Raw genomic sequence first — 21652 nt, 5'->3', positions numbered from 1 at the left:
TCTTCTGAAAATAGCGGTTTAGGCTGATAAAATCAACCATCATCCTGATTGTAAAATTCATAAAGCATTTCAATTAGAAATTTCATTATTTACACATGATAAAAATGAAATAACAGGTTTAGATTACCAACTTTCTGAATTTATTTCCTCATTATAATAATTTTCTAAAAATTCTTTAAATACTTAATCTAAATAAAAATGCCGTCAAAAGTTTTAAACTATTTGACGGCATTACTTTTACATTGTATTTCCTTACCAAATCACCACTCGCAACGAATCAGGCTGATACATTGGGCTTCCGGGCTTAATATTAAACGCTTTATGAAATTCTGGTACATTTGCTAGAGGCCCATTAATTCTGAATTTAGCTGGCGAATGCACATCCATCATCACTTGTTGCAATAACGATTTTTCGGTAGCATTGACCATCCAAGCATAACCATATGCTAAGAAATAACGTTTTTCAGGTGTTAATCCGCTAATAACTTCCTTGTTTTTAAATTGTTTAGTTTTCTTGAAGGCTTCAAATCCCATAACAACTCCACCCAAATCGGCAATGTTTTCGCCTTGAGTAGCATCGCCATTGATGTTTTTATTGCCAATTTTATATTGGCTAAATTGATTCACAATCAACTTGGTTTTAGCTTTAAATTTGGCATAATCCTCTTTAGTCCACCAATTATTTAAGTTTCCTTTGTCGTCGTACTGACTTCCTTGATCGTCAAATCCGTGTGTGATTTCGTGTCCAAAGGTTGATCCACCAATAATTCCATACAAAATAGCATCGTCGGGCATTCTACCTTCAAAACCCGGAACAATAATATTACACGCAGGAACACAAATTTCGTTGTTGCTCGGATTGTAATACGCATTATACGTTTGTGGATACATGCCCCATTCGGTTCTATCAACAGGCTTTCCAAATTTGTTAATCATATAATTGTAATGCCATTTATTCACTTCCATCACATTTTTGCAGTATGATTTTTTGTCAATTGTAACGGTACTCATATCCTTCCATTTGTCTGGATATCCCACTTTCATTACAATTTTACTCAATTTATTTAGCGCTTTTACTTTGGTTTCAGCACTCATCCAATCCAGTTTCTTGATGCGTTCCGCATAGACATCACGAATATTATTTCCAATTTCTAAAAGTTTCTCTTTAGTTCCTTTTGGAAGGTATTCGTCAACATACACCTGACCTATTAATTCCCCTAAGGAATTATCTGTTTGTTCAACAACCCTTTTCCAGCGTGGTTTTTGTTCTTTAATTCCGTTCATCACTGTACTAAAGAAATAAAAATTTTGGTTTTCAATGTCTTTGTTTAAATAATTCGCATACGTATTTAATAAATCCCATTTTAAATACGTTTTCCAATCTTCAATAGAATAGTTTTTCAACGTCGTATTCAAAGCTTTAAAAAATTCGGGTTGCCCAACAATAACGGTATCTGCATTTTTAATGTTCAAACTCACAAACATGGTTTTCCAATCGATATTTGGTGTTATTTTATTCAACTCGGCAACCGACATTTTGTTGTAATTTTTAATAGGATCACGTAAAGCTTCTAATTTTCTAGAATTTTTAGCGAGTTCCGTTTCCATTTTTAGAATTAAAGTGGCATTGAGAGATGATTTATCCTTACTTTCACCTGTTAATTCAAAAATTCTTGCTACGTGTTTGGGATATTCCGTTCTGATTTTTTTAGTATTATCATCGTTTTCAAAATAATAATCGCGTTGCCCTAAACCTAATCCACCTTGCGATAAAAACAAAGCGTTTTTAGAACTGATTTTGTCGTCTTGACCTACATAAAATCCAAATGCTGGGGAAGCTTCGATGGTATGTAAATAGGCTACCATTTGCAATAAACTTGGAAAATCTTTTACAGAATTGATTTTGTCTAATTCATTTTTTAAAGGTGATACTCCTGTTTTATTTATGGAAATAGAATCCATTCCTGACGCATAAAAATCACCAATTTTTTGCTTGTTACTTCCTTTGTCTGCGTTGGCTTCTGCCGATTTTACACAAATTGATTTTATTTGATTGTTGATGGTATCTTGAATCGTTCTAAAAATACCATTACTTTTTTCGGAAGAAGGAATAGGATGCTTTTTAAACCAACAACCGTTAGCATAGCTAAAAAAATCTTCGGATGGATTTACTGTAGTATCACGATTGGTCAATAATGGATCTACAAATGGCGCTTCTTTTTTGGTACAACTTACAATTGACAGCGCCAAAATGGATAAGGCAACACACTTTTTAAATGGAATCATATATAATTTGAATTTAGTTTGTTTAATAAAAAAAGTCCTAAACCTCAAAAAGGTAAAGGACTTCAAATATAGTAAAAATATGCAATTATTTTTAAGATTATCCTGCTAACGACACACCAATTAAGGTTCCAATTCCATAGGTAACAGCTGCAGCAGCCAATCCGAAGAGTATTTGACGGAAGCCTGAAAACCAAACCGATTTACCTGTAAATAAAGTGATTGATGCACCAATTCCAAACAACCCAACTACACTAGCACCAATACTTACCAATACAGCGTGATAACCATTTAGAAAAAAGAATGGAAATAACGGAATGATGGCTCCGATAGCAAACAACAAAAATGACGTAATTGCTGCTTCCCATGCTGAACCTCCCAACTCTTCTTTATTGATTCCGAGTTCTTCAGTAATTAAAGTGTCGATAGCTGATTCTTTGGTTTCGAAGGCTTTTTCGGCCAACTTTTTAGCTTCTTCTTCCGACATTCCTTTGGCTTGATACAATAAAATTAATTCTTTCTTTTCTTCTTCTGGCGAAGCTTCCAATTCGACCGTTTCGAGTTCTATTTGACGCAAATGCAATTCACGAGAACTTTGTACCGACAACCATTCACCCAATGCCATCGAAATTGCCCCAGCCAACAAACCTGCAATACCTGTCAATAAAATGGTATTATTATTGGCCGCTGCACCAGCTACTCCCATCACCAAACTCATGTTGGAAACCAATCCGTCGTTAGCTCCTAAAACCGCAGCGCGCAATGCATTTCCGCCAACTGATTTGTGTCGACTTTCAAATTTAGATAAAAATCCACCCGAAACATTCAATGCCGAATTACTATTAACTGCTTCTATAATTTTGAGATGATTGTGTTCAAAACCCGATAATTTCTCACCCGATTTCATTTTATCTTTAACCGTATTGATGGCAAATTGTTTTTCCACTCCAGCCAAATTACTGATAATGGAACTGTATCCAAAAATCTTTCCGAGTTTCAATTGCATTTTGGCTCTTGAGGAAGGATTGGGTGCGTTAAAACTAGAGTCAACTTCGCGAATTGTTGCCAACATGTGTGCCGCATGACCGTCTTCTATTTGAGCTAAGGCTAATAAGACTCTATTCAAATTTTCATCCTGCTGAATGGCAGCAATACTTTTGTACAAAAAAGCAGTATCGACTTCAGTTTGAATCTGACTTTTTAATTTGTTTACATCCATATTAATTGATAATGTCAAAAACGCCTTTCGTTAATAACTTTGAAGAAGCATTTACTTGTTCGTTTGGAATAATTTCTACAAAATTCTCAGAATCAGTCCCTTTTTCTACTGAAACGCGTTCAAAATGATAACCGTTTTTATCTTGATTCTTTAATAAAAGTACAAAATATTTTTGATTTTCAGAGATTAAAGCTTCTTTTGGAATCGCAAAACCTTTTTTGGTATTGATTACAATGGCAGCTTCTACAAACATACCGGTTAGTAATTTTTGTTTGACACTATCGTCCAAATGTCCGTGAACATTGATTGTCCTGTCGGTATTTTCGACTGATTTTCCAATTAAATGAGTCGTACCTTTAAAAACTTCTTTACTAGCTTCTGGCACTGTAAACTTAATTATTTGGTTTTCTTTTATCTTCAAAATGTCTTTTTCAAAAACACTCAATTCCAAATGCAAATCCGAATTATTTACAATTTCAATAATGGTTTCAGAAGGTGCCATTAGCATGCCAACATTCGCATTAACAACAGTTACATCACCCGAAATTGGCGCATATAACGTGATTGTAGTAGCAATTTTTCCTTGTTGTACTTGAGCTGGATTGATATTCAAAAGAATTAATTTTTGACGCAAGGTTTGGTATTTTCCTAAGGCACTGCGGTAATCACTTTCTGCTTTTAGGTAATTTTTTTGCGACGTAATTTTTTCATTGTACAATGTCTTTTGCCTTTCAAATTCCGATTTTAAATAATTAATTTGTTCGGCAACTTCTAAGAAATCTTTCTGAATATCAATAAATTCGGTACTTTCCAAAGTAACTAATGCCTGACCTTTGGTAACTTTATCACCAGGAAGTAATTTGGTAGCCTTAACATAACCCGCTATAAAAGTAGACACTTTGGCTCTGTTTTGTGGCGGAACATCAATTCGTCCAGAGGCTTTCACTGTTACATCAAAGTCTTGATTCACTGGCGTTCCAATTTCCATATTCATGGTTTGGAATTGTTCGGAAGACACGGTAACTAATCCATCATCTTTGGGTGCCACTTCTTTTTTGGCCTCTTTACAAGAAACCATTAGTAATACTAGTGTGAATAGGCTTATACTTTTTTTCATTTTTAGTAATTTAAATATTGTAAGTCAAATAATGTTTTGTTGTATTGCAATACGTTTTCAAGATAATCTACCTGAATGGTGGTTGCATTCTCTAACGAAGTAATGTATTGAAAGAAGTCAATTTCGCCATGTTTATAACTCATATCCGCGACTTTAATGATTTCTTTTGCCAATTTTTCGCCGTATTGGTTGTAGTATAGAATTCCTTCTTCATGCTTGGTCAATTCATTTTTCTTTTCTTTAATGAATTGCTCTATTTTGGTTTGTTCGTTTTGTTTTTGTTGCTCCCAACTTTGTAATTCGAGTTTAGCCACATTGTTTTTGGCTTTAATTCCTGTAAACAATATGGGAACCGAAACTCCTACTTGAAATCCATACAATGATTGTGACAATCCGTTATTTTTTCCTTGAAAATACTCTAGGTTAATATCGGGTAAATAATGTTGTTTTTGCCACTTTATATTCGATTGATAATTTTTTGTAATAGTTTCAAAATAAGCAGTATAAATGTCTTTATTTGAATTAGGATTCAATGTCAAGTTCGGAAGCAATTTATCATTTTTTATAGTCGCTTTTTCTTCCGATTGCAACAACGATTGTAGCATTTCATAACTGGTTAATTTATCTTTTTGAATCTGACTTAAACGCGTTCTTATTTGACGAAACTTACTTTCAGCAGTAATTTTTTCTAAGTAATTGGTTTCACCCAACTCAAAACGTCGGTTGCTTGCATTGGAAAAATTTTGATATAAACTGTCTAAATAATGAAACAATTTTTCTTGATTCTGATAGTACACAATTCGGTTATAAACTTGCGCCACCTGATTAGACAATTTGTTTTTGGAAATTTCAAAAAAAGCTTTTTCCTTTTCATATTCGGTATTCAAGAGATTTTTTTGAGCTCCATAAAAAGTTGGAAAACTAAATTTCTGTTGTACTCCAAATACCTTTAGTGGCAAATTATTCAACGCTAAATTGTTCTGATCGTAATTGTAATACAAATTGGTTTTATCAAATGAATAAGCCGATTTGATATTCGCTTTGGTTTTGTCAACTTGAAGCTGACCTGCTTTGATCGAGGTGTTGTTTTCTAAAGCTTTTGTTATCAAACCTTCCAACTCTGGATTCTTATTTTGAGAAAACGAAAGAGTTGAAGTCAACAACAAAATTACAATCGTGGTGGCATTATGAATTTTGAACTTTGCTTTTTTACCTTCTTCTTTATCTAAAATTTTATATAGAATGGGTAACACAATCATGGTTAATAAAGTGGCTGTAAACAAACCTCCAATTACAACAGTTGCCAATGGACGTTGCACCTCTGCTCCAGCTGATGATGAAATAGCCATCGGTAAAAATCCTAAAGCGGCTGCGGCGGCTGTAAGTAAAACAGGTCGTAATCTATCGGTAGTACCTTTCAAAATCAATTCATTAATGTCTTTCATACCTTGGTGTTTGAGTTCTTTAAAATGCTCGATAAGCACGATTCCGTTGAGCACGGCGATTCCGAATAGTGCAATAAATCCAACACCAGCCGAAATACTGAAAGGCAAATCACGAATCCATAAGAATAAAATTCCTCCCACAGCCGAAAGCGGAATAGCTGAATACACCATCAAGGCTTCTTTTACCGAACCAAATGCAAAGTACAACAAAATGAAAATTAAGAAAAGTGCTATTGGTACCGCAATCATCAATCGCGCTTTGGCACTTTGAAGGTTTTCAAATTGCCCACCATAAGTGACATAATATCCTTGAGGTAATTTAATTTTTTTGTTTACAATTTTTTGTACATCGTCAACCACACTTTGCAAATCACGGTTTCTAACGTTTATTCCAACTACAATTCTGCGATGCGTATTATCTCTAGAAATCTTAGCTGGACCTTCTGTATATTCGATTTTAGCCAATTCTTGAAGCGGAATTTGTTGTCCTTGTGGTGTTGAAACATACAAATTTCGTAAGTCATCAATATCAACACGATTGGACGAATCTAAACGAATCACCATATCAAAACGTTTTTCACCTTCAAAAACATTTCCAACTGTTTTTCCTGCAAAACTAAGGGCAATCATATCGTTCAAATCGGTTATATTCAATCCGTATCTCGCAATTTTAGAACGATTGTACACCACACTCATTTGCGGTAAACCTTCTGTTTTTTCAATAATTACATCGGAAGCGCCTTTTACATTGGCAATAGCATATTTAATTTGTTGCGCTCTTTTAGCCAAAACATTCAAATCATCTCCAAATATTTTAATGGCAACATCACTTCTGGTTCCTGAAATCAATTCGTTAAAACGCATTTCAATGGGTTGCGTAAACTCAATTTCCATATTGGGAATTTGTTTTTCTATAGCCAATTTAATTTTATCCGCCAATTCGTCTTTGCTTGTGGCTGAAACCCATTCGCCTTTAGGTTTTAATTTGACAATAATATCCGTTTCTTCCATACTCATAGGATCGGTTGGCACTTCGGCAGCACCAATTCTACTCACCACTTGTTGTACTTCTGGGAAATTTTTCAGGATAATTTTTTCAATTTTTGTTGTGGTAGCAATGGTTTTAGTTAACGATGTTCCTGTTTTTAAAACCGGTTGAATGACAAAATCACCTTCGTCTAGGGTTGGAATAAATTCACCTCCCATGGTCATGAATAAAATTATTGACATCACTAATAATGAACCTGCACCATAAATTACTTTTTTGGTGTTATTCAAAGCCCAATTGATTATGGGTAGATATAGAGCATTTAATTTACCTATTAAACGATTTGATAACGATCTAGGATTTTCTTCTTTTGGTTTTAAAAACAACGAAGATACTACTGGAACATAGGTAAAACAAAATAGCATAGCGCCCAACAAAGCAAAACTAAAGGTCATAGCCATGGGTTTGAACATCTTCCCTTCTACTCCAGAAAGCGATAATATTGGAATGAATACGATGAGTATGATTAACTGTCCGAAAACAGCTGAATTCATCATTTTGGAAGCACTTTTATAGGTGATTTCGTCAATTTGGATTTGTTTGTCCTCATTCGATAAATGACTTAAATGCTTGGATTTATTGGCAATTTGAAATGCAATAAACTCAACTATAATTACGGCTCCGTCTATTATAATTCCGAAATCGATGGCACCTAAACTCATTAAGTTGGCGTCAATTCCGAAAATGTTCATAAATGAAATTGCAAATAGTAAACATAATGGAATTACTGAAGCAACAACCAAACCAGAGCGCCAATTTCCCAATAGCAAAACCACTACAAAAATTACAATCAAACAGCCTAAAATAAGGTTTTCTGCTACCGTAAATGTGGTTTTTCCTACCAATTCGCTACGCTCTAAAAAAGCATTGATGTAAACCCCTTTCGGTAATGTTTTTTGAATTGCCGCCACACGAGTTTTAACATCGTTAATAACTTGTTTAGAATTAGCGCCTTTAAGCATCATGACTTGACCTAACACTTTTTCGCCCTGACCATTTCCTGTAATAGCTCCAAAACGATTGGCACTACCAAAACGAACTTGAGCTACATCTTTTACATAAATCGGAATTCCACTAACATTTTTTACTACAGTATTTTCAATATCGGCAAGTGACTTCACTTTTCCTTCACCGCGAATAAAATAACTTTGATTCGTTTTTTCAATGTAAGCACCACCTGCAATACTATTGTTTTTCTCTAAAGCAGTAAACACATCCGAAGTTGTGATGTTCATGCCTTTCAATTTAGCCGAATTGATGGCAACTTCATATTGTTTGAGGTAACCGCCCCAAGTATTGATTTCGACAACACCTTTTATTCCAGATAATTGTCGTTTTACTACCCAATCCTGAATGGTTCGTAAATCGGTGACTGAATATTCGTTTTTGTATTCAGGTTTTACATCCAATACATACTGATAAATTTCTCCCAAACCTGTGGTAATCGGACCCATTTCTGGGGTACCAAAGCCCTGTGGTATTTTTTCGGAAGCCGATTTTATTTTTTCTGCAATTAATTGTCTTGGAAGATAGGCACCCATGTCGTCTTCAAAAACGATGGTTACAACGGACAATCCGAATTTAGAAATGGAACGAATTTCTTTTACGCCAGGTAAATTGGCCATTTCGATTTCAACCGGATAGGTAATAAATTGCTCTATATCTTGAGTGGAAAGATTTCGGGATGTGGTAATTACTTGAACTTGATTATTGGTAACATCTGGAACAGCTCCGATTGAAATTTGAAAAATGGAGAACACTCCAAACCCAAAAATTCCTGTGGTGAACAATAAAACAATTAACTTATTTTTTAAACTAAAGGCGATTATTTTTTCTAACATTTTTTATTCTTTATCTGGGTCAAAATTAGAATTTGAAAAGCTTAAAACATTTAAGATACTCTTAAAATTATATTAGGGAATGCTTAATTCTAGTGTTGTTCCAATGTTTTCTTGACTAGAAATTGAAATTGTAATTCCTAAGATATCACACAAGCGTTTGGCGATAGACAAACCCAATCCAATACCTTTAATTTCAGGATAGTCAGCAGTGTTGGATGTTCTATAAAAAGAGTTAAAAACCTTATTTATTTCATCAGATGAAATTCCGATACCCATATCTTTAACTTTTAAAACCGTTCGATCATCAACTCTTTCTAAAGTAATTTCAACTGTCCCATTATCTTTAGAATATTTTAAAGCATTTGAAATTAAATTATTCAAAATGATCGTAAAGAAATAACTGTCGGTATTACCATAGTATTCTTTAGAAAAATTATTTACTACTTTAATGTTTCTTTTTTGAGCTTTTGCTTCAAATCGATGCAAAACTTCTGCAACATGCTCGTTTATATTTTCTTTTTCAATTTTTAAGGATAGTTTTTGGTTTTCAAATCGTGCTAAAAGTAACAATTGATCCACCAAACTATTGATTCGATCTACTTCTGAAATGCAAAAATTAATTTTTTGTTGATACTCTTCGGTATTTCTAGGTTTACGTATTAACACCTCTAAAGTACCTTTAATTACAGCTAATGGCGTTCGTAACTCATGAGAAGCATCTGAAGTAAATTGTTTTTCGCGTTCAATCGTATTTTCAATTCTATCAAGTAAATTATTAATAGTTTGTGACAGAATATAAAGTTCGTCTTTGTTTTTGGGTAATGGAATTCGTGCTTTTAAATTATCATTAGTTATGGCATTGGAAGTTGTGATGATAGAATTTATAGGTTTAATACTTCTACCAGCTATAAACTGGGCGACAAAAAACAAAAACAATAATACTATTGGAAATAATATATATAAAATAGTCTCTAATTTATTGATGATAATAATGGCTTCTTCCATAGAGACAGCCACAATAAGATAACCACTCACTTTATTTCGATAATATAAAGGTACTTGTTTTTGTCTAACTAATTTGCCCGACAATTTAATATCTGTAACCTTATCTTTAAGGACTTTATAATTAAAAAGTAAGCTCTGTTTTTTTAGATTTTCCGATTTTTCTAAAATAGTTCCAACGTTGTTTGTTATTTCTAAGAAAACAGGATCTACCGAAACTTCATTATGTTCTCTTTGATCCCATTCTTCTGGGTCAAGAAGAGCAACGCTTCTTTTAGTAATGACAATTTTCTCTTTATATTCTTCAACTTCAAAATTAATATGCTCGTTAACTTTATTGATAACCGTGATTGAGACAATGCTATATATAGAAAAAAACACCACAAAAATCAGCATAGCTGCCGATATAATGTAATAAAATGCAATTCTATTTTTTAAAGAGAGCTTGTTCATCTATTTAGTCGTTGGCTATATATCCTACGCCTCTTATGGTTTTAACGTAATCGTTGTCTTTGTTGATGTTGAGTTTTTTTCTAATAGCATTCATAAAAACATCTATAACACCTGTATCATATTCGAAATAAATATTCCACACCTTCTCTATGATTTCGGTTCGAGTACACACTCGACCTTTATTTTTTATTAAATAAGTCAGCAGTTCAAATTCTCTTTGAGTCAGGGTCACTTCTTGTCCATTAGAAAAAACTTGATGCTTGGCTAAATCTATGGTAATAGTCCCTAATGTCAGTTGTTCATTACTATTAACATCTCTAAAATGAATTTTGATGCGCTCTAACAATTCTTCAAAACTGAATGGTTTTTTGATATAATCGTTAGCTCCAGCTTTTAAACCTTCGATAGTTTCTTGAATAGTATCTTTAGCCGTTAAAAAAATAATCGGAACCAATTTATTGGTTTCTCGAATTTTTTTACAAACTTCTAATCCTGAAATTTTAGGAAGCATCCAATCTAATAAGATTAAGTCTATATTCTTTGAAGATGCCATTTCAATTCCTTTTTCACCATTATTAGCAATCACCACTTCATATCCTTCTTCTTCTAATCCTTGACTTAAAAAATTGGAAATTCCAATTTCATCTTCTACAACTAATATCTTCATAAGCAAATAAATTTCTAAGTTCGTGTCAGTTTCAAATTTAGAGTAATTATAAGAACTATGCAAAATAACATATTACTATTAACATAAATTGGGTTTAAATTCATTGTTAAGTCAATCTTAATTTGTAAGAATATCAAACTTTAAAAGCTGTTTTTTATACCTTTGTAAAAAATCACAACCAATGCAATTATTTCAAAAAAAATCACCTTTCTATAATTTAGCTCTTTTTTACTTAATAGTAAGTTTAATTACCCGATTGGTATTGCTCTTTCATCCCATCACGCAAACTAGTTTTACTATTATTGACAGTTTTAAAATATTTGGATTGGGATTGATTTCTGATGTTTTTGTATTTGTGGTAGCCAGTGCTTTTCTATGGTTGTATTTATTGTTTTTATCCAACAACAAATTCAATAAACCATGGGGTTATGTGATTTTTGGTGGATTTGTATGCCTTTTATTGTATGTTTTATCTGGAAAATCAATTTTACATGAATACGGTGGTTCCTTACCCGAAATCGGAATTGCGTTTATTTCACTAAAAACAATCTTGTTTGGATTGCTTTTATTTTTACCAAAATACCGCCGCCAAATTAGAATGGCTTTGTTCTCAATAACCATCTTCATTTTTGTTTTAGTTATTATTCAAAACGCTATAAGTGAGTACTTTTTTTGGAATGAATTTGGAGTTCGATACAACTTTATTGCAGTAGATTATCTTGTTTACACCAATACCGTAATTGGTAATATTATGGAATCGTATCCTGTAATTCCTTTATTTACAGGAGTTGGACTAATTTCGTTAGTGGTTACTTATATCATTGTAAAAAAGTCATCTTACTACCTAGACCATCTTCCCAATTTGATAGATAAAATCAAAAATCTTGCTTTTTACATTGTTTTGTTTGCAATTTCTTTATGGGCAATTCCTAACTTGGCCAAGCTACAAAACTCAAGCAATGTTTTTGCTAACGAATTACAATCGAACGGTTTATACAAATTCTATTTGGCTTTTATGAACAGCGAATTGGATTACGATAAGTTTTACAAAACATTACCCGAAAAAGAAGCTTTTGCCTTACTTCAAAACCAAATACCTGGAATTACAAACAATACGTCGTTAAGACAAATTCAGAGTGAAGCTGCCGAAAATCATAAAAATGTAGTGCTAATTACCATTGAGAGTTACAGTGCCGAATTTATGAAAGCCTATGGAAATGAGCAAAACATTACTCCGTTCTTAGATGATTTAGCCAGTAAAAGTTTGATGTTTACCAATTTTTATGCCGTTGGAAATAGAACGGTTCGCGGATTGGAAGCGGTGACTTTGTGTTTTCCTCCTACTGCAGGCGAAAGTATTGTTAAACGCGAAGACAACAAGAATAAATTTTCAACTGGAAGTATCTTCAAGCAGAAAGGATATGGTGTGAAATTTTTGTATGGTGGCGATGCTTTTTTTGATAACATGGGCGATTTCTTTGGGGGTAATGGTTATGATATTGTTGACAAAAAATCATTCAAACCAGAAGAAATTACATTTTCAAATGTTTGGGGTGTTTGTGACGAAGATATGGCTAATAAGGCCATTAATGTTATGAATGAAGAAGCTAAATTGGGTAAACCCTTTTTCAATCATTGGATGACCGTGAGCAACCACCGACCATTTACGTATCCTGATGGGAAAATTGACATTGATGCACATTCAAAATCGCGTGAAGGTGGTGTTAAATATACCGACTATGCGCTGAGAAAATTCTTTACCATGGCCGAAAAACAACCGTGGTTTAAGAATACTGTTTTTGTAATTCTAGCCGATCATTGTGCTTCAAGTTCAGGAAAAACTGAACTTCCAGCCGATAAGTATAGAATTCCAGCGATGATTTATGCACCCGGATTTATCGAACCAAAACGATATACCAACTTGATGTCACAAATTGATATCATGCCTACATTATTTGGTTTACTGAATTTCAAATACGAAAGCAAATTTTACGGTCAAGACGTATTTAAATCGGATTATAAACCCAGAGCGTTGATTGCTACTTATCAAGACTTAGGATTGATAAAAGACAATATCATAACCATAATTTCGCCTGTTAAAAAAGCCAAACAATTTCAGCTTACTTTGCAGCCAAAAGCTGGTTTGGATACTGATTTTCAAATCTATTACGAACAAAAACCATTGAACAAAGAACGAACCGATTTGATAAACGAAACCATATCCTATTATCAAACGGCATCGTATATGTTGAAAAAGAAAAAGTATCAAAAATAACTTGCAGTCTAAAAAAGAAAACCCCATGACTTGGTAAATCTAACCGTTGTCATGGAGTTGTTCTATCAGCTAAAGTCTAACTTAACTATGAAGCAAATCTAAAACCTATTTTTGATTAATTTGTACGTAGTTTTACGTGTTTTTCATTTTAATTAGTAGTTACCTTTTTGAAATTAGTCTGTTGATTTGCTAAAATTGTTTTCACAATTAACAGTTGACTTGAAAATTCATTTACTATTGTTTTAAACTCATTAGTGTCTAAGTTTCGTTTTACAAAAATCAATTTTCCAGTCATATCATAAATCTCAACATCTGAAATGGTGCTACCATTAGAAGCTATAATAAGTTGATTTTGAACGTGTACAACTTTAACCGATTCATTTCCATTTTCAAAAGAATTAGTTGTCAAATTAGACGTAGTAAAGCGCATTTCAAATCGATCATTAAAAGTACCACTGCTGGTTGTGAAAGTATAAAACCCAGATTTTAAATCGTGATAAATTCCTGTAATTTTATCGTATAAAAATATAGATTGGTTGTCAAATAACCCTTCAAAATTCTCTAAATTGATGGTTAAATCGCCATTAATTGTTGTAGAATATCCAATTGGAATGCTATCTGTATTTTCAAAAGGTAAAGCTCTTCCTTGTATTGCTAAATTATTATTTTCTAATACCGTATATATAGAAACTGAATTATTTGCAGGTAAAGTTCTACCATCATATAAAGAGTCAAAACTATTTGTAGCACCAGGAACGTATCCAACTAAAAACTCATTGTAGGCGCCTTGAATGTTTGATACTGATATCCAAAAACGATTTTTTACTGTTGCTACCGAGTTGTTTGCCGAATTTGATTTAAAAAATTGATAGTTATTATTGGCTATTCGCATACTATTTTTAAACACAACCGAATAATTTCCATTTGCTAAATTGGAATTTGCTTCGACAAAAAAACCTTGTCCTGCAGCAATTTTACCATTTGGAGTAACACCACCTGACAATGCTGCTGAAGCTGTTCTAACACCTCCTATCAGATTGTATTTTGCGTAATCATTTTGTGTATAGTTATTGTTTGTAATAGCTGTGTTATGAGTCCACAAATAAATCGTACCGTTAATACTGTTACTATTAGCAGCATCTGATATAAATAAATCGGCATCAATAGCTGATGGATAAGGATTACCAATTAAGTTTGTGGTGCCCAACGATTTAATTATTGGAGCAGTGATATCTCCATTATTAGGCACGCCAACAAAACTTGTTTCAACAATTTGTGGAGTACTATATGATAAATTAGTTGGAGCTCTTCCAATATAGCCAATACCATTATTCATATTTAAAGAACTTGGTTGGCTAACCCAATTGCTAATCGTTGGACTGTAAGAAAAGAAAGCTGCATTTGTAGCTAATTGACTTAGAGTTGCATTATTTACGGGTGTTGACCAATAAGTAAAATCATATTGCTTTAATGGAGTTGTTTTTCTTTTATAAATTATATTACCTGTATTAGTCACAGCATTATGTTGAACTAAACTTGCAGTATCATTAAATGTTAATGTTCCTCCTGATACATTTAATTCATTTGTTAAAGTTAAAGTGTGTCCTGAATTGATTACAACATTTCCTGAAATAACTTGACAAGAACATGCTACCAATTCGCCTACTGAACTATAATTACCATTAAATATGATTTTATCATTACTTGTTGGAGTATTCGGCGACCACGAACTTCCATTCCAAGTTGTAGAACTTTGCGAAACAGTACTTGTAGTTGTTGCTGAAGTACAACCTGAACTATTTTTAATGATTACATTATAACTTCCAACTGAAAGTCCCGATTTTACATTACTGGTTTGAAAAGTAACTCCATTATCAAAACTGTAACTATCGCTTGCATTTTGAATCGAAACAGTTATCGTTCCAGTTGTAGTTGAACAATTGGGTTGTGATATACTTACAACAGGCTGCACTGGCGATGCATTTACAGTTAATATTGCATAATTTCCATTTTTAGAACAACCAGCAGTTATTTTTGCTCTGAATTTATAACCATTCATGCTACTTAAAACATTGGTAAGTGTTAAAGTAGCCGTAGTCACTCCTGAATATACACCACCATTGGATAAATCACTCCATCCTGTTCCGGTATTAACTTGCCATTGATATGATGGATTAGATTGAGGCGTAGAAACAGTAAAAGTTGTATTAGTACCAGAACATATTGTTTTATTTGAAGGATCATTTGTAGTAAACGTACAAGAACTCGAACCAAATAATATTGAATTTACTAAATCTACCAAAGCTTGGGTTTCATTAGCCGTTGTAACTTGCGTTCCTGGATTCACATTATTATCTACAGACGATGGTGTAATTGTTACAGTAGCATTTGAATTTACAGCATATATTTGATTAGTACCTGTGCCTCCAGTTAAATTAAAGGCTCCAATTATATTTCCTCCCACGACTACATTACCTTGATTCTGAAGAGCTGACGAAGAAGGACTTAACAAATCACCAACAATGATAACATTGCTTTTCCAAAACTCTGTAGTTCCATAATTATAATAATTACCGTATACAATTAATGTCGCGAGACCAGACCCACTTGGCATTGAAAAACTGCCTCCTGAATTAACCGTGAAATTTCCAAATACCGTATTAGTACCAATTGTTAAAACTAAATTATCCGCCAAAGTCACAGCTCCTGAAATAGTTAAACTTTTAACAGAAGCATTTACTGTGATTGCAACAGTTTTACCCGATGGAATAATTACATCATCAGTGGCAGTTGGAACCCCACTTGGAGTCCAATTAGCAGCTACATTCCAATTTCCAGAAGTTCCAGTATATGTTTTTTGAGAAAAACAAGTTGACTGTACAAGAACTAATATAAATAATAGTAAAATGTTCTTTTTCATATTAGTGTTATTTAGATTTCTAATACAAAAGTAGAACGATGCAATGGATACAATGAAAGAAATTAGATGAACTCCCTAAATAAACGTTAATCTTCACAATTTATTAAAAAACAAAAAAACGTATTCCTAAAATACTCATTATCAACAAAATTAGAAAATCATCTAATTATTGAACAATAATATTTTATAAATGAAAAATAATGATTTAGTCTTAAAAATAGATACAAATACTACAACAATCCGTGGTATTTTCTAATAAACCATTCTGCAGTTAACGAAATTGCAATTAAAACCAACAACCAATACCAATCTATCATTGGAGTTTTCTTAACAATATCTTTTTGAATGGCTTTATAATCCTGATTTTCTAATAAAGTTTTAATCAATGCATCTATTTGATTTGGAACAAATACGCTACCTTTCGTTTGCGTAGCCAATTGTTTCAATTTAGGCATATCAGGATTTACAAATTGCTTTTCAATATCAAAATCTAAAATCTCAAAAGCACTGGAATAACTAGCATTTGAATTCAATTCTTTTACCGTAAATGAATAATTTCCTGCCGATAAACCGTCTAAATTTACTTTAAAACTATTGGTCGTTTTTAATAAGTCATAACGCTTAACTTGCTTTGTTTTAGAATTAGTAACCGCAATGGTAAGTCGGGCTTTATCATCAAACTCATAATTCTTATTGAAATATTGCGCTGTAATTTCGATAGCATCACCCGAATTGTAGAAGCGCTCGTGATTAACAATTAACGATTTTTTAGAATCATTAGACGCTAAAAATTGAATCGTTTTATCTATAAACACATCAAACGGTTCAAATGATTTTTTATCAACATAACTCTGAGCACGCCATTTCCAAATATTTTCTCCCAATAAAAAGGCATTCCGTTTTCCTTGGTTATCCGAAAAGGCGAACAGCGGTGCATTTGTTTCTACATTTCTAATTCGTGACGAAAGCAAGATATTTAAGTTTTCTTTGGCGGTTACGCTTCCATACGGATTTTCTAACGGCGGAAAGTTTTCAAAACCTATGTTATCGGCAGCAAACAAATTAAAATCAGAACTAAATTCTGCTAAAAAATCTTCTCTTTGTGAAGACATTTTAAATTGCAATTGATCCTGTTGTTGGTTTAAAAAACCAAAGTCGGTATCATTACCTGTAATAATCCAAGTATTTATTTTTAGATTTTTATTAGCGTCAAAAACCGGTTTGTAAGTCGCATTAGGCTGATAAATAATTAATACATTAAAATTATTTAAAGAGCTGATTTGATTGGGTTTAAGAATAGTTACTTTACGTTGTGCATTAGTTTCTATACTGCGTTTTAGCGTTCCTAAATCGGGATGATTTGTAGCAGCAATTATAGCCACTTCAGTGCGCTGATCGATAACTTCAACGGCAAATTTTTTCGAATTATTATAGGTGTTTTTTTCCGTTTCTGATGATGTTATTCTAGCATTGTAGATTTGCAAACCCGATTTATCAGCCGGCAACAACACATTAATTACTTGAGATTTTTTTGTTGGTGAAAACGAAACACTTTGTTTACTCAAAACTGCATTGCCTTGTGAAATGGCAAAATTGGCGGTGACCGATTTAGTTCCTGCATATTGCAAAAATACTTCTACAGGAAACTTATTCTTGTGAAAGGCATATTTATTAACGTTAATCTGATTGATTTTCAAATCCAAATACGTAGTCGTATCGCCTACTGCTATTGGGTAGACTTTGTTTTCAGCGTCAAAACTAAACACATAATCAGCACCTGAAGTTTGATTTCCATCTGAAATTAAAACGGTTGGAAATTTTAAATTTTTATTGATGCTTTTTAAATTCTTAGCAACTTCATCAATATTGGTTTGTTTTCCTTTAAAATCGATCTCTTCATACGATGAAATGGGTTTAAATTCGGAATCAAAACCATACGTTTGGAGGTCAAACTTGCTTTTCAAATCGGAATTAGAAGTCAGTTTATCATAAACCTCTTTAGCGTCTTCATTCGCTTTTAAATCGGTTATGGAACTCGAATTATCCAATACTATCGGAAGCGGCGTCTTTATAGTTTCATAAGTACTACGACTTACAATCGGATTGATTAGCAACAGTAATAATCCGAAGATGGAAAGAAAACGTAAAAAAGCCAAAAGTTTTACCACATTGGATTTGCTTTTGGCTTTAAAAAAATATTGTAAATAAGACAAACCAACAGCTAGTATAACTGATACAATTAAAAGCACTATCGTTGATTTATTCATAGATATTTAAAAAACAATTAGTAAAAGATTTAAGAATTAGGTCAACATTCCACCATCAACATTCAATACTTGACCCGAAACATATGCACTCAAATCGGAAGCAAAATACAAACAAGCATTGGCCACATCTTCTGGAGTTCCACCACGTTTTAGCGGAATAGAATCTCTCCAACCTTGAACTACATCTGGGTTTAATTTAGCCGTCATTTCGGTTTCAATAAATCCCGGTGCAATAGCATTACAACGAATGTTTCTAGAACCCAACTCTAAGGCAATCGATTTGGTAAAACCAATCATACCTGCTTTAGAAGCCGCATAATTAGCTTGACCTGCATTTCCTTTTACCCCAACTACACTACTCATGTTTACTATAGAACCTTTACGGTTTTTAAGCATCACTTTTTGAACCGCTTTGGTCATATTGAAGACCGATTTCAAGTTGATTTCAATTACTTTATCAAAATCTTCTTCCGACATTCTCATTAACAGATTGTCTTTTGTAATTCCGGCATTGTTAATTAAAATATCGATAGTTCCGAACTCTACTAAAACAGCATCAGCTAATTTCTGAGCTTCTTCAAAATTAGCAGCATTCGATTGATATCCTTTTGCTTTAACCCCTAAAGCATTCAATTCATTTTCTAAAGCCAAAGCCGATTCAGCTGACGAACTATAGGTAAATGCTACGTTAGCACCATGTTGCGCAAAAACTTTAGCAATTCCGCTTCCAATGCCGCGACTTGCTCCAGTAATAATGGCTACTTTTCCTTCAAGTAATTTCATTTATAAATAGATTTTAATTGGTTTACTGATTGGGCAAATATAAGAAATACAATTTAAGAAAATAAGCGTAATTATTGCTATTTTTGTAAATTAACATGGATTTTAAATGAAAGAATATTTTAAATATAAAAAGGGTTTTGTTAATATTGACGATGAAAATTTGTACCTAACCAATTCTGGAAATTGGCAAGAAGCAAGAAATCTACAAGAAAAGTCATCTAAAACAATTCGAGCAAATAAAATTAAGAAAAACAAATTCAAATTGTACTTCTATATTTTGCTAGGATTGGGAATTTTGTCATTATTCTATCAACTTTCAAATGGAAAATCAGTTAGAATTCCGATTGTTTTTTGTGGTTTAGGGTTTGCGGTGTATCGTTATATGATTAGAGAAACGGGCAATGTTTATAAAATACCATTGCAAAAAATTGATTCTATTTCTTTAATTGAAACGAATGTCACGATTGATTTTTTGGATGAAAATTCAGAAGAAACAACAGAATTTATTAGTGAAGTTGACTCGAAAGGAATATCCCTATTACAACAACATTTTAGCATTACATAATTAATGAAAATCAAATTAATCAGCATCGGATTATTTATTGTTCAATTGGCTTTTTGCCAAATGAAATCGGATTCGACAGCGCTTAATTTGAACTTCAAGTTTGGAGAAAAAAAGTTAGAACAAACTAAAAAATATGTGTCTTCTAATAAAGATACACTTCAAATAGACGCGTTTCGATTTTATATTTCAAAAATTAAAATTGAATACGCCGACCAATCCTATTTTTTACAACCTCAAAGCTATCATCTTGTTGATGTAGAAGATACAACTTCTTATCGAATTCCCATTTGCAAAAACAATAACAAACAAATTTCTAAAATCACTTTTAACATTGGTATTGATAGTTTGATGAGTGTTTCGGGCGCACTTGACGGCGATTTAGACCCATCCAAAGGGATGTATTGGGCTTGGCAAAGCGGTTATATCAATATGAAAATTGAAGGAAAAAGTAGTAGTTGTAAAACGAGAAAAAATCAATTTTTCTTTCATATTGGCGGATATCTTCAACCAAATTATGCTATGCGAACTATTACTTTAGAAGTAAAAAATTCCAATTCTGAAGTAAATTTGGCGGTCGATTTAGAAGTCTTATTTTCTAAAATTCATCTCTCAGAAACCAATAGCATTATGATTCCGGGTAAAAAAGCCATGGATTTGGCCGATTTAAGTATGCAAATATTTAAAATAGACCACTTATGAAAAAAAGTGCTATTCTATTGTTGATTATTTCCATTGTAGCCTCGTTATCTTTTGTATTGAAAACACCTACGCCTTTATACTTGGAAGTTCCTAAAGGTTGGCCAAAACCACATTATGATTTTACTAAAAATCCTTTAACAGAAGAAGGATTTCAATTGGGAAGACATTTATTTTACGACCCAATTATGTCACGTGATAGCACCATATCGTGTGCCAGTTGCCATTTGCAAGCTACCGGTTTTACACATGTAGATCACGATTTAAGTCACGGAATTGACGGCAAAATTGGTAGCAGAAATTCATTAGCCTTAATCAATTTGGCTTGGAACAAAGATTTTATGTGGGATGGCGGTGTAAATCATTTGGATGTACAACCCATAAATCCTATTACAAGTCATGATGAAATGGACGAAAAATTAGATCATGTTGTGAAAAAACTTCAAAAAAACTCAAAATATCAGTCGTTATTCAAGGACGCTTTTGGCGATTCGAAAGTTACAGGACAACGAATACTAAAAGCGTTGTCGCAATTTATGACACTTCTTAAAAGTTCGAATTCTAAATACGACCGCGTTATGAGGAAAGAGGAAAACTATAACGAAAGAGAACAACGCGGTTATGAATTGTTTAAAACGCATTGTGCTTCTTGCCACAAAGAACCGTTATTTAGTAGTGATACCTTTGAATACAACGGTTTATCTCTCGATGCAACTTTAAACGATATTGGTCGCATGAAAATCACCAATAAAAAAGAAGATTCCTTGCGTTTTAAAGTCCCAACTTTGCGAAATATCCAGTTTACCTTTCCGTACATGCACGATGGTCGTTTTAAAAAATTATCAGAGGTTGTAAATCATTACAATTCGCTATCTAACAATAAATTACTTCCAAAAGAATTGGATAAACCCATGAATTTGTCTGATAAAGACCGGGTAGATTTAGTATTATTTATGACAACTTTAACCGACAACGAGTTCCTTTTTAATCCGAGATTTAGCTTTCCACGAAAATAATTTAGGTTCGAGCGCAATTAATTTTGAAGTAACGCATCTTAATAAAGATAAAACT

At 32.9% G+C, this 21652-nt stretch carries 14 protein-coding genes; 5 read left to right on the top strand and 9 right to left on the bottom strand.

The window, feature by feature from the left end:
* The first annotated feature begins 31 nt into the window (after positions 1 to 31).
* Complete coding sequence (locus ACODSI_RS00895) at positions 32 to 157, top strand: 4a-hydroxytetrahydrobiopterin dehydratase (RefSeq protein WP_488915069.1); 126 nt, start codon at positions 32 to 34, stop codon at positions 155 to 157.
* 95 nt (positions 158 to 252) lie between these two features.
* Here the strand turns inward: ACODSI_RS00895 and ACODSI_RS00890 are convergent, their stop codons facing one another.
* From ACODSI_RS00890 to ACODSI_RS00865, 6 genes are all read right to left on the bottom strand, one after another.
* Positions 253 to 2286: a M13 family metallopeptidase gene (locus tag ACODSI_RS00890; RefSeq protein WP_488914950.1), complete on the bottom strand. Its 2034-nt coding sequence runs from the start codon at positions 2284 to 2286 to the stop codon at positions 253 to 255.
* A 97-nt stretch (positions 2287 to 2383) separates the two neighbouring features.
* Entirely contained in the window at positions 2384 to 3502 is a 1119-nt protein-coding gene (locus ACODSI_RS00885) for a VIT1/CCC1 transporter family protein (RefSeq protein ID WP_488914949.1), read from the bottom strand.
* A gap of 1 nt (position 3503) precedes the next feature.
* Positions 3504 to 4619, bottom strand: a complete 1116-nt coding sequence (locus tag ACODSI_RS00880) for an efflux RND transporter periplasmic adaptor subunit (RefSeq protein WP_488914948.1) — start codon at positions 4617 to 4619, stop codon at positions 3504 to 3506.
* A gap of 2 nt (positions 4620 to 4621) precedes the next feature.
* Positions 4622 to 8953, bottom strand: coding sequence for a CusA/CzcA family heavy metal efflux RND transporter (locus ACODSI_RS00875; protein ID WP_488914947.1), 4332 nt, complete (start codon positions 8951 to 8953; stop codon positions 4622 to 4624).
* 72 nt (positions 8954 to 9025) lie between these two features.
* Positions 9026 to 10408, bottom strand: coding sequence for a sensor histidine kinase (locus ACODSI_RS00870; RefSeq protein WP_488914946.1), 1383 nt, complete (start codon positions 10406 to 10408; stop codon positions 9026 to 9028).
* A gap of 4 nt (positions 10409 to 10412) precedes the next feature.
* Positions 10413 to 11075 carry a response regulator transcription factor gene (locus ACODSI_RS00865; RefSeq protein ID WP_488914945.1) on the bottom strand — a complete coding sequence of 221 codons (663 nt, stop codon included), beginning with the start codon at positions 11073 to 11075 and terminating at the stop codon, positions 10413 to 10415.
* Positions 11076 to 11256: 181 nt separating this feature from the next.
* Between ACODSI_RS00865 and ACODSI_RS00860 the strand changes: the two genes are divergently transcribed.
* Complete coding sequence (locus ACODSI_RS00860) at positions 11257 to 13350, top strand: LTA synthase family protein (RefSeq protein ID WP_488914944.1); 2094 nt, start codon at positions 11257 to 11259, stop codon at positions 13348 to 13350.
* Positions 13351 to 13498: 148 nt separating this feature from the next.
* Here ACODSI_RS00860 and ACODSI_RS00855 read toward each other — a convergent pair whose 3' ends face one another.
* The 3 genes from ACODSI_RS00855 to fabG form a co-directional block, all read right to left on the bottom strand.
* On the bottom strand, positions 13499 to 16270 hold the full coding sequence (locus ACODSI_RS00855; protein ID WP_488914943.1) for a DUF8693 domain-containing protein: 2772 nt from the start codon (positions 16268 to 16270) through the stop codon (positions 13499 to 13501).
* Between the two features lie 230 nt (positions 16271 to 16500).
* Positions 16501 to 18537: a hypothetical protein gene (locus ACODSI_RS00850; protein WP_488914942.1), complete on the bottom strand. Its 2037-nt coding sequence runs from the start codon at positions 18535 to 18537 to the stop codon at positions 16501 to 16503.
* Positions 18538 to 18573: 36 nt separating this feature from the next.
* Entirely contained in the window at positions 18574 to 19320 is a 747-nt protein-coding gene (fabG, locus tag ACODSI_RS00845; RefSeq protein WP_488914941.1) for a 3-oxoacyl-[acyl-carrier-protein] reductase, read from the bottom strand.
* 106 nt (positions 19321 to 19426) lie between these two features.
* Here fabG and ACODSI_RS00840 point away from each other — a divergent pair, with 106 nt between their 5' ends.
* Genes ACODSI_RS00840 through ACODSI_RS00830 form a run of 3 tightly spaced genes read left to right on the top strand, consistent with a single transcriptional unit; the run spans position 19427 to position 21597 of the window.
* Entirely contained in the window at positions 19427 to 19885 is a 459-nt protein-coding gene (locus ACODSI_RS00840; RefSeq protein ID WP_488914940.1) for a hypothetical protein, read from the top strand.
* Between the two features lie 3 nt (positions 19886 to 19888).
* Positions 19889 to 20584 carry an MbnP family protein gene (locus tag ACODSI_RS00835; RefSeq protein ID WP_488914939.1) on the top strand — a complete coding sequence of 232 codons (696 nt, stop codon included), beginning with the start codon at positions 19889 to 19891 and terminating at the stop codon, positions 20582 to 20584.
* A complete protein-coding gene (locus tag ACODSI_RS00830) occupies positions 20581 to 21597 on the top strand; it encodes a cytochrome-c peroxidase (protein WP_488914938.1) in 1017 nt (338 codons plus the stop codon). Before ACODSI_RS00835 ends, ACODSI_RS00830 begins: the two co-directional genes overlap by 4 nt.
* Positions 21598 to 21652: the final 55 nt, after the last annotated feature.

This window comes from Flavobacterium sp. FG139, assembly GCF_057809695.1.
The sequence above is the reverse complement of the archived record's forward strand: the minus strand, read 5'-3'. Positions and strand labels throughout refer to the sequence as shown.

What these genes read in the sequence shown, in the direction of transcription:
- ACODSI_RS00890 (WP_488914950.1), bottom strand. Translation starts at nt 2,286, where the DNA reads ATGATTCCATTTAAAAAGTGTGTTGCCTTATCCATTTTGGCGCTGTCA.
- ACODSI_RS00885 (WP_488914949.1), bottom strand. Translation starts at nt 3,502, where the DNA reads ATGGATGTAAACAAATTAAAAAGTCAGATTCAAACTGAAGTCGATACT.
- ACODSI_RS00880 (WP_488914948.1), bottom strand. Translation starts at nt 4,619, where the DNA reads ATGAAAAAAAGTATAAGCCTATTCACACTAGTATTACTAATGGTTTCT.
- ACODSI_RS00875 (WP_488914947.1), bottom strand. Translation starts at nt 8,953, where the DNA reads ATGTTAGAAAAAATAATCGCCTTTAGTTTAAAAAATAAGTTAATTGTT.
- ACODSI_RS00870 (WP_488914946.1), bottom strand. Translation starts at nt 10,408, where the DNA reads ATGAACAAGCTCTCTTTAAAAAATAGAATTGCATTTTATTACATTATA.
- ACODSI_RS00865 (WP_488914945.1), bottom strand. Translation starts at nt 11,075, where the DNA reads ATGAAGATATTAGTTGTAGAAGATGAAATTGGAATTTCCAATTTTTTA.
- ACODSI_RS00860 (WP_488914944.1), top strand. Translation starts at nt 11,257, where the DNA reads ATGCAATTATTTCAAAAAAAATCACCTTTCTATAATTTAGCTCTTTTT.
- ACODSI_RS00855 (WP_488914943.1), bottom strand. Translation starts at nt 16,270, where the DNA reads ATGAAAAAGAACATTTTACTATTATTTATATTAGTTCTTGTACAGTCA.
- ACODSI_RS00850 (WP_488914942.1), bottom strand. Translation starts at nt 18,537, where the DNA reads ATGAATAAATCAACGATAGTGCTTTTAATTGTATCAGTTATACTAGCT.
- fabG (WP_488914941.1), bottom strand. Translation starts at nt 19,320, where the DNA reads ATGAAATTACTTGAAGGAAAAGTAGCCATTATTACTGGAGCAAGTCGC.
- ACODSI_RS00840 (WP_488914940.1), top strand. Translation starts at nt 19,427, where the DNA reads ATGAAAGAATATTTTAAATATAAAAAGGGTTTTGTTAATATTGACGAT.
- ACODSI_RS00835 (WP_488914939.1), top strand. Translation starts at nt 19,889, where the DNA reads ATGAAAATCAAATTAATCAGCATCGGATTATTTATTGTTCAATTGGCT.
- ACODSI_RS00830 (WP_488914938.1), top strand. Translation starts at nt 20,581, where the DNA reads ATGAAAAAAAGTGCTATTCTATTGTTGATTATTTCCATTGTAGCCTCG.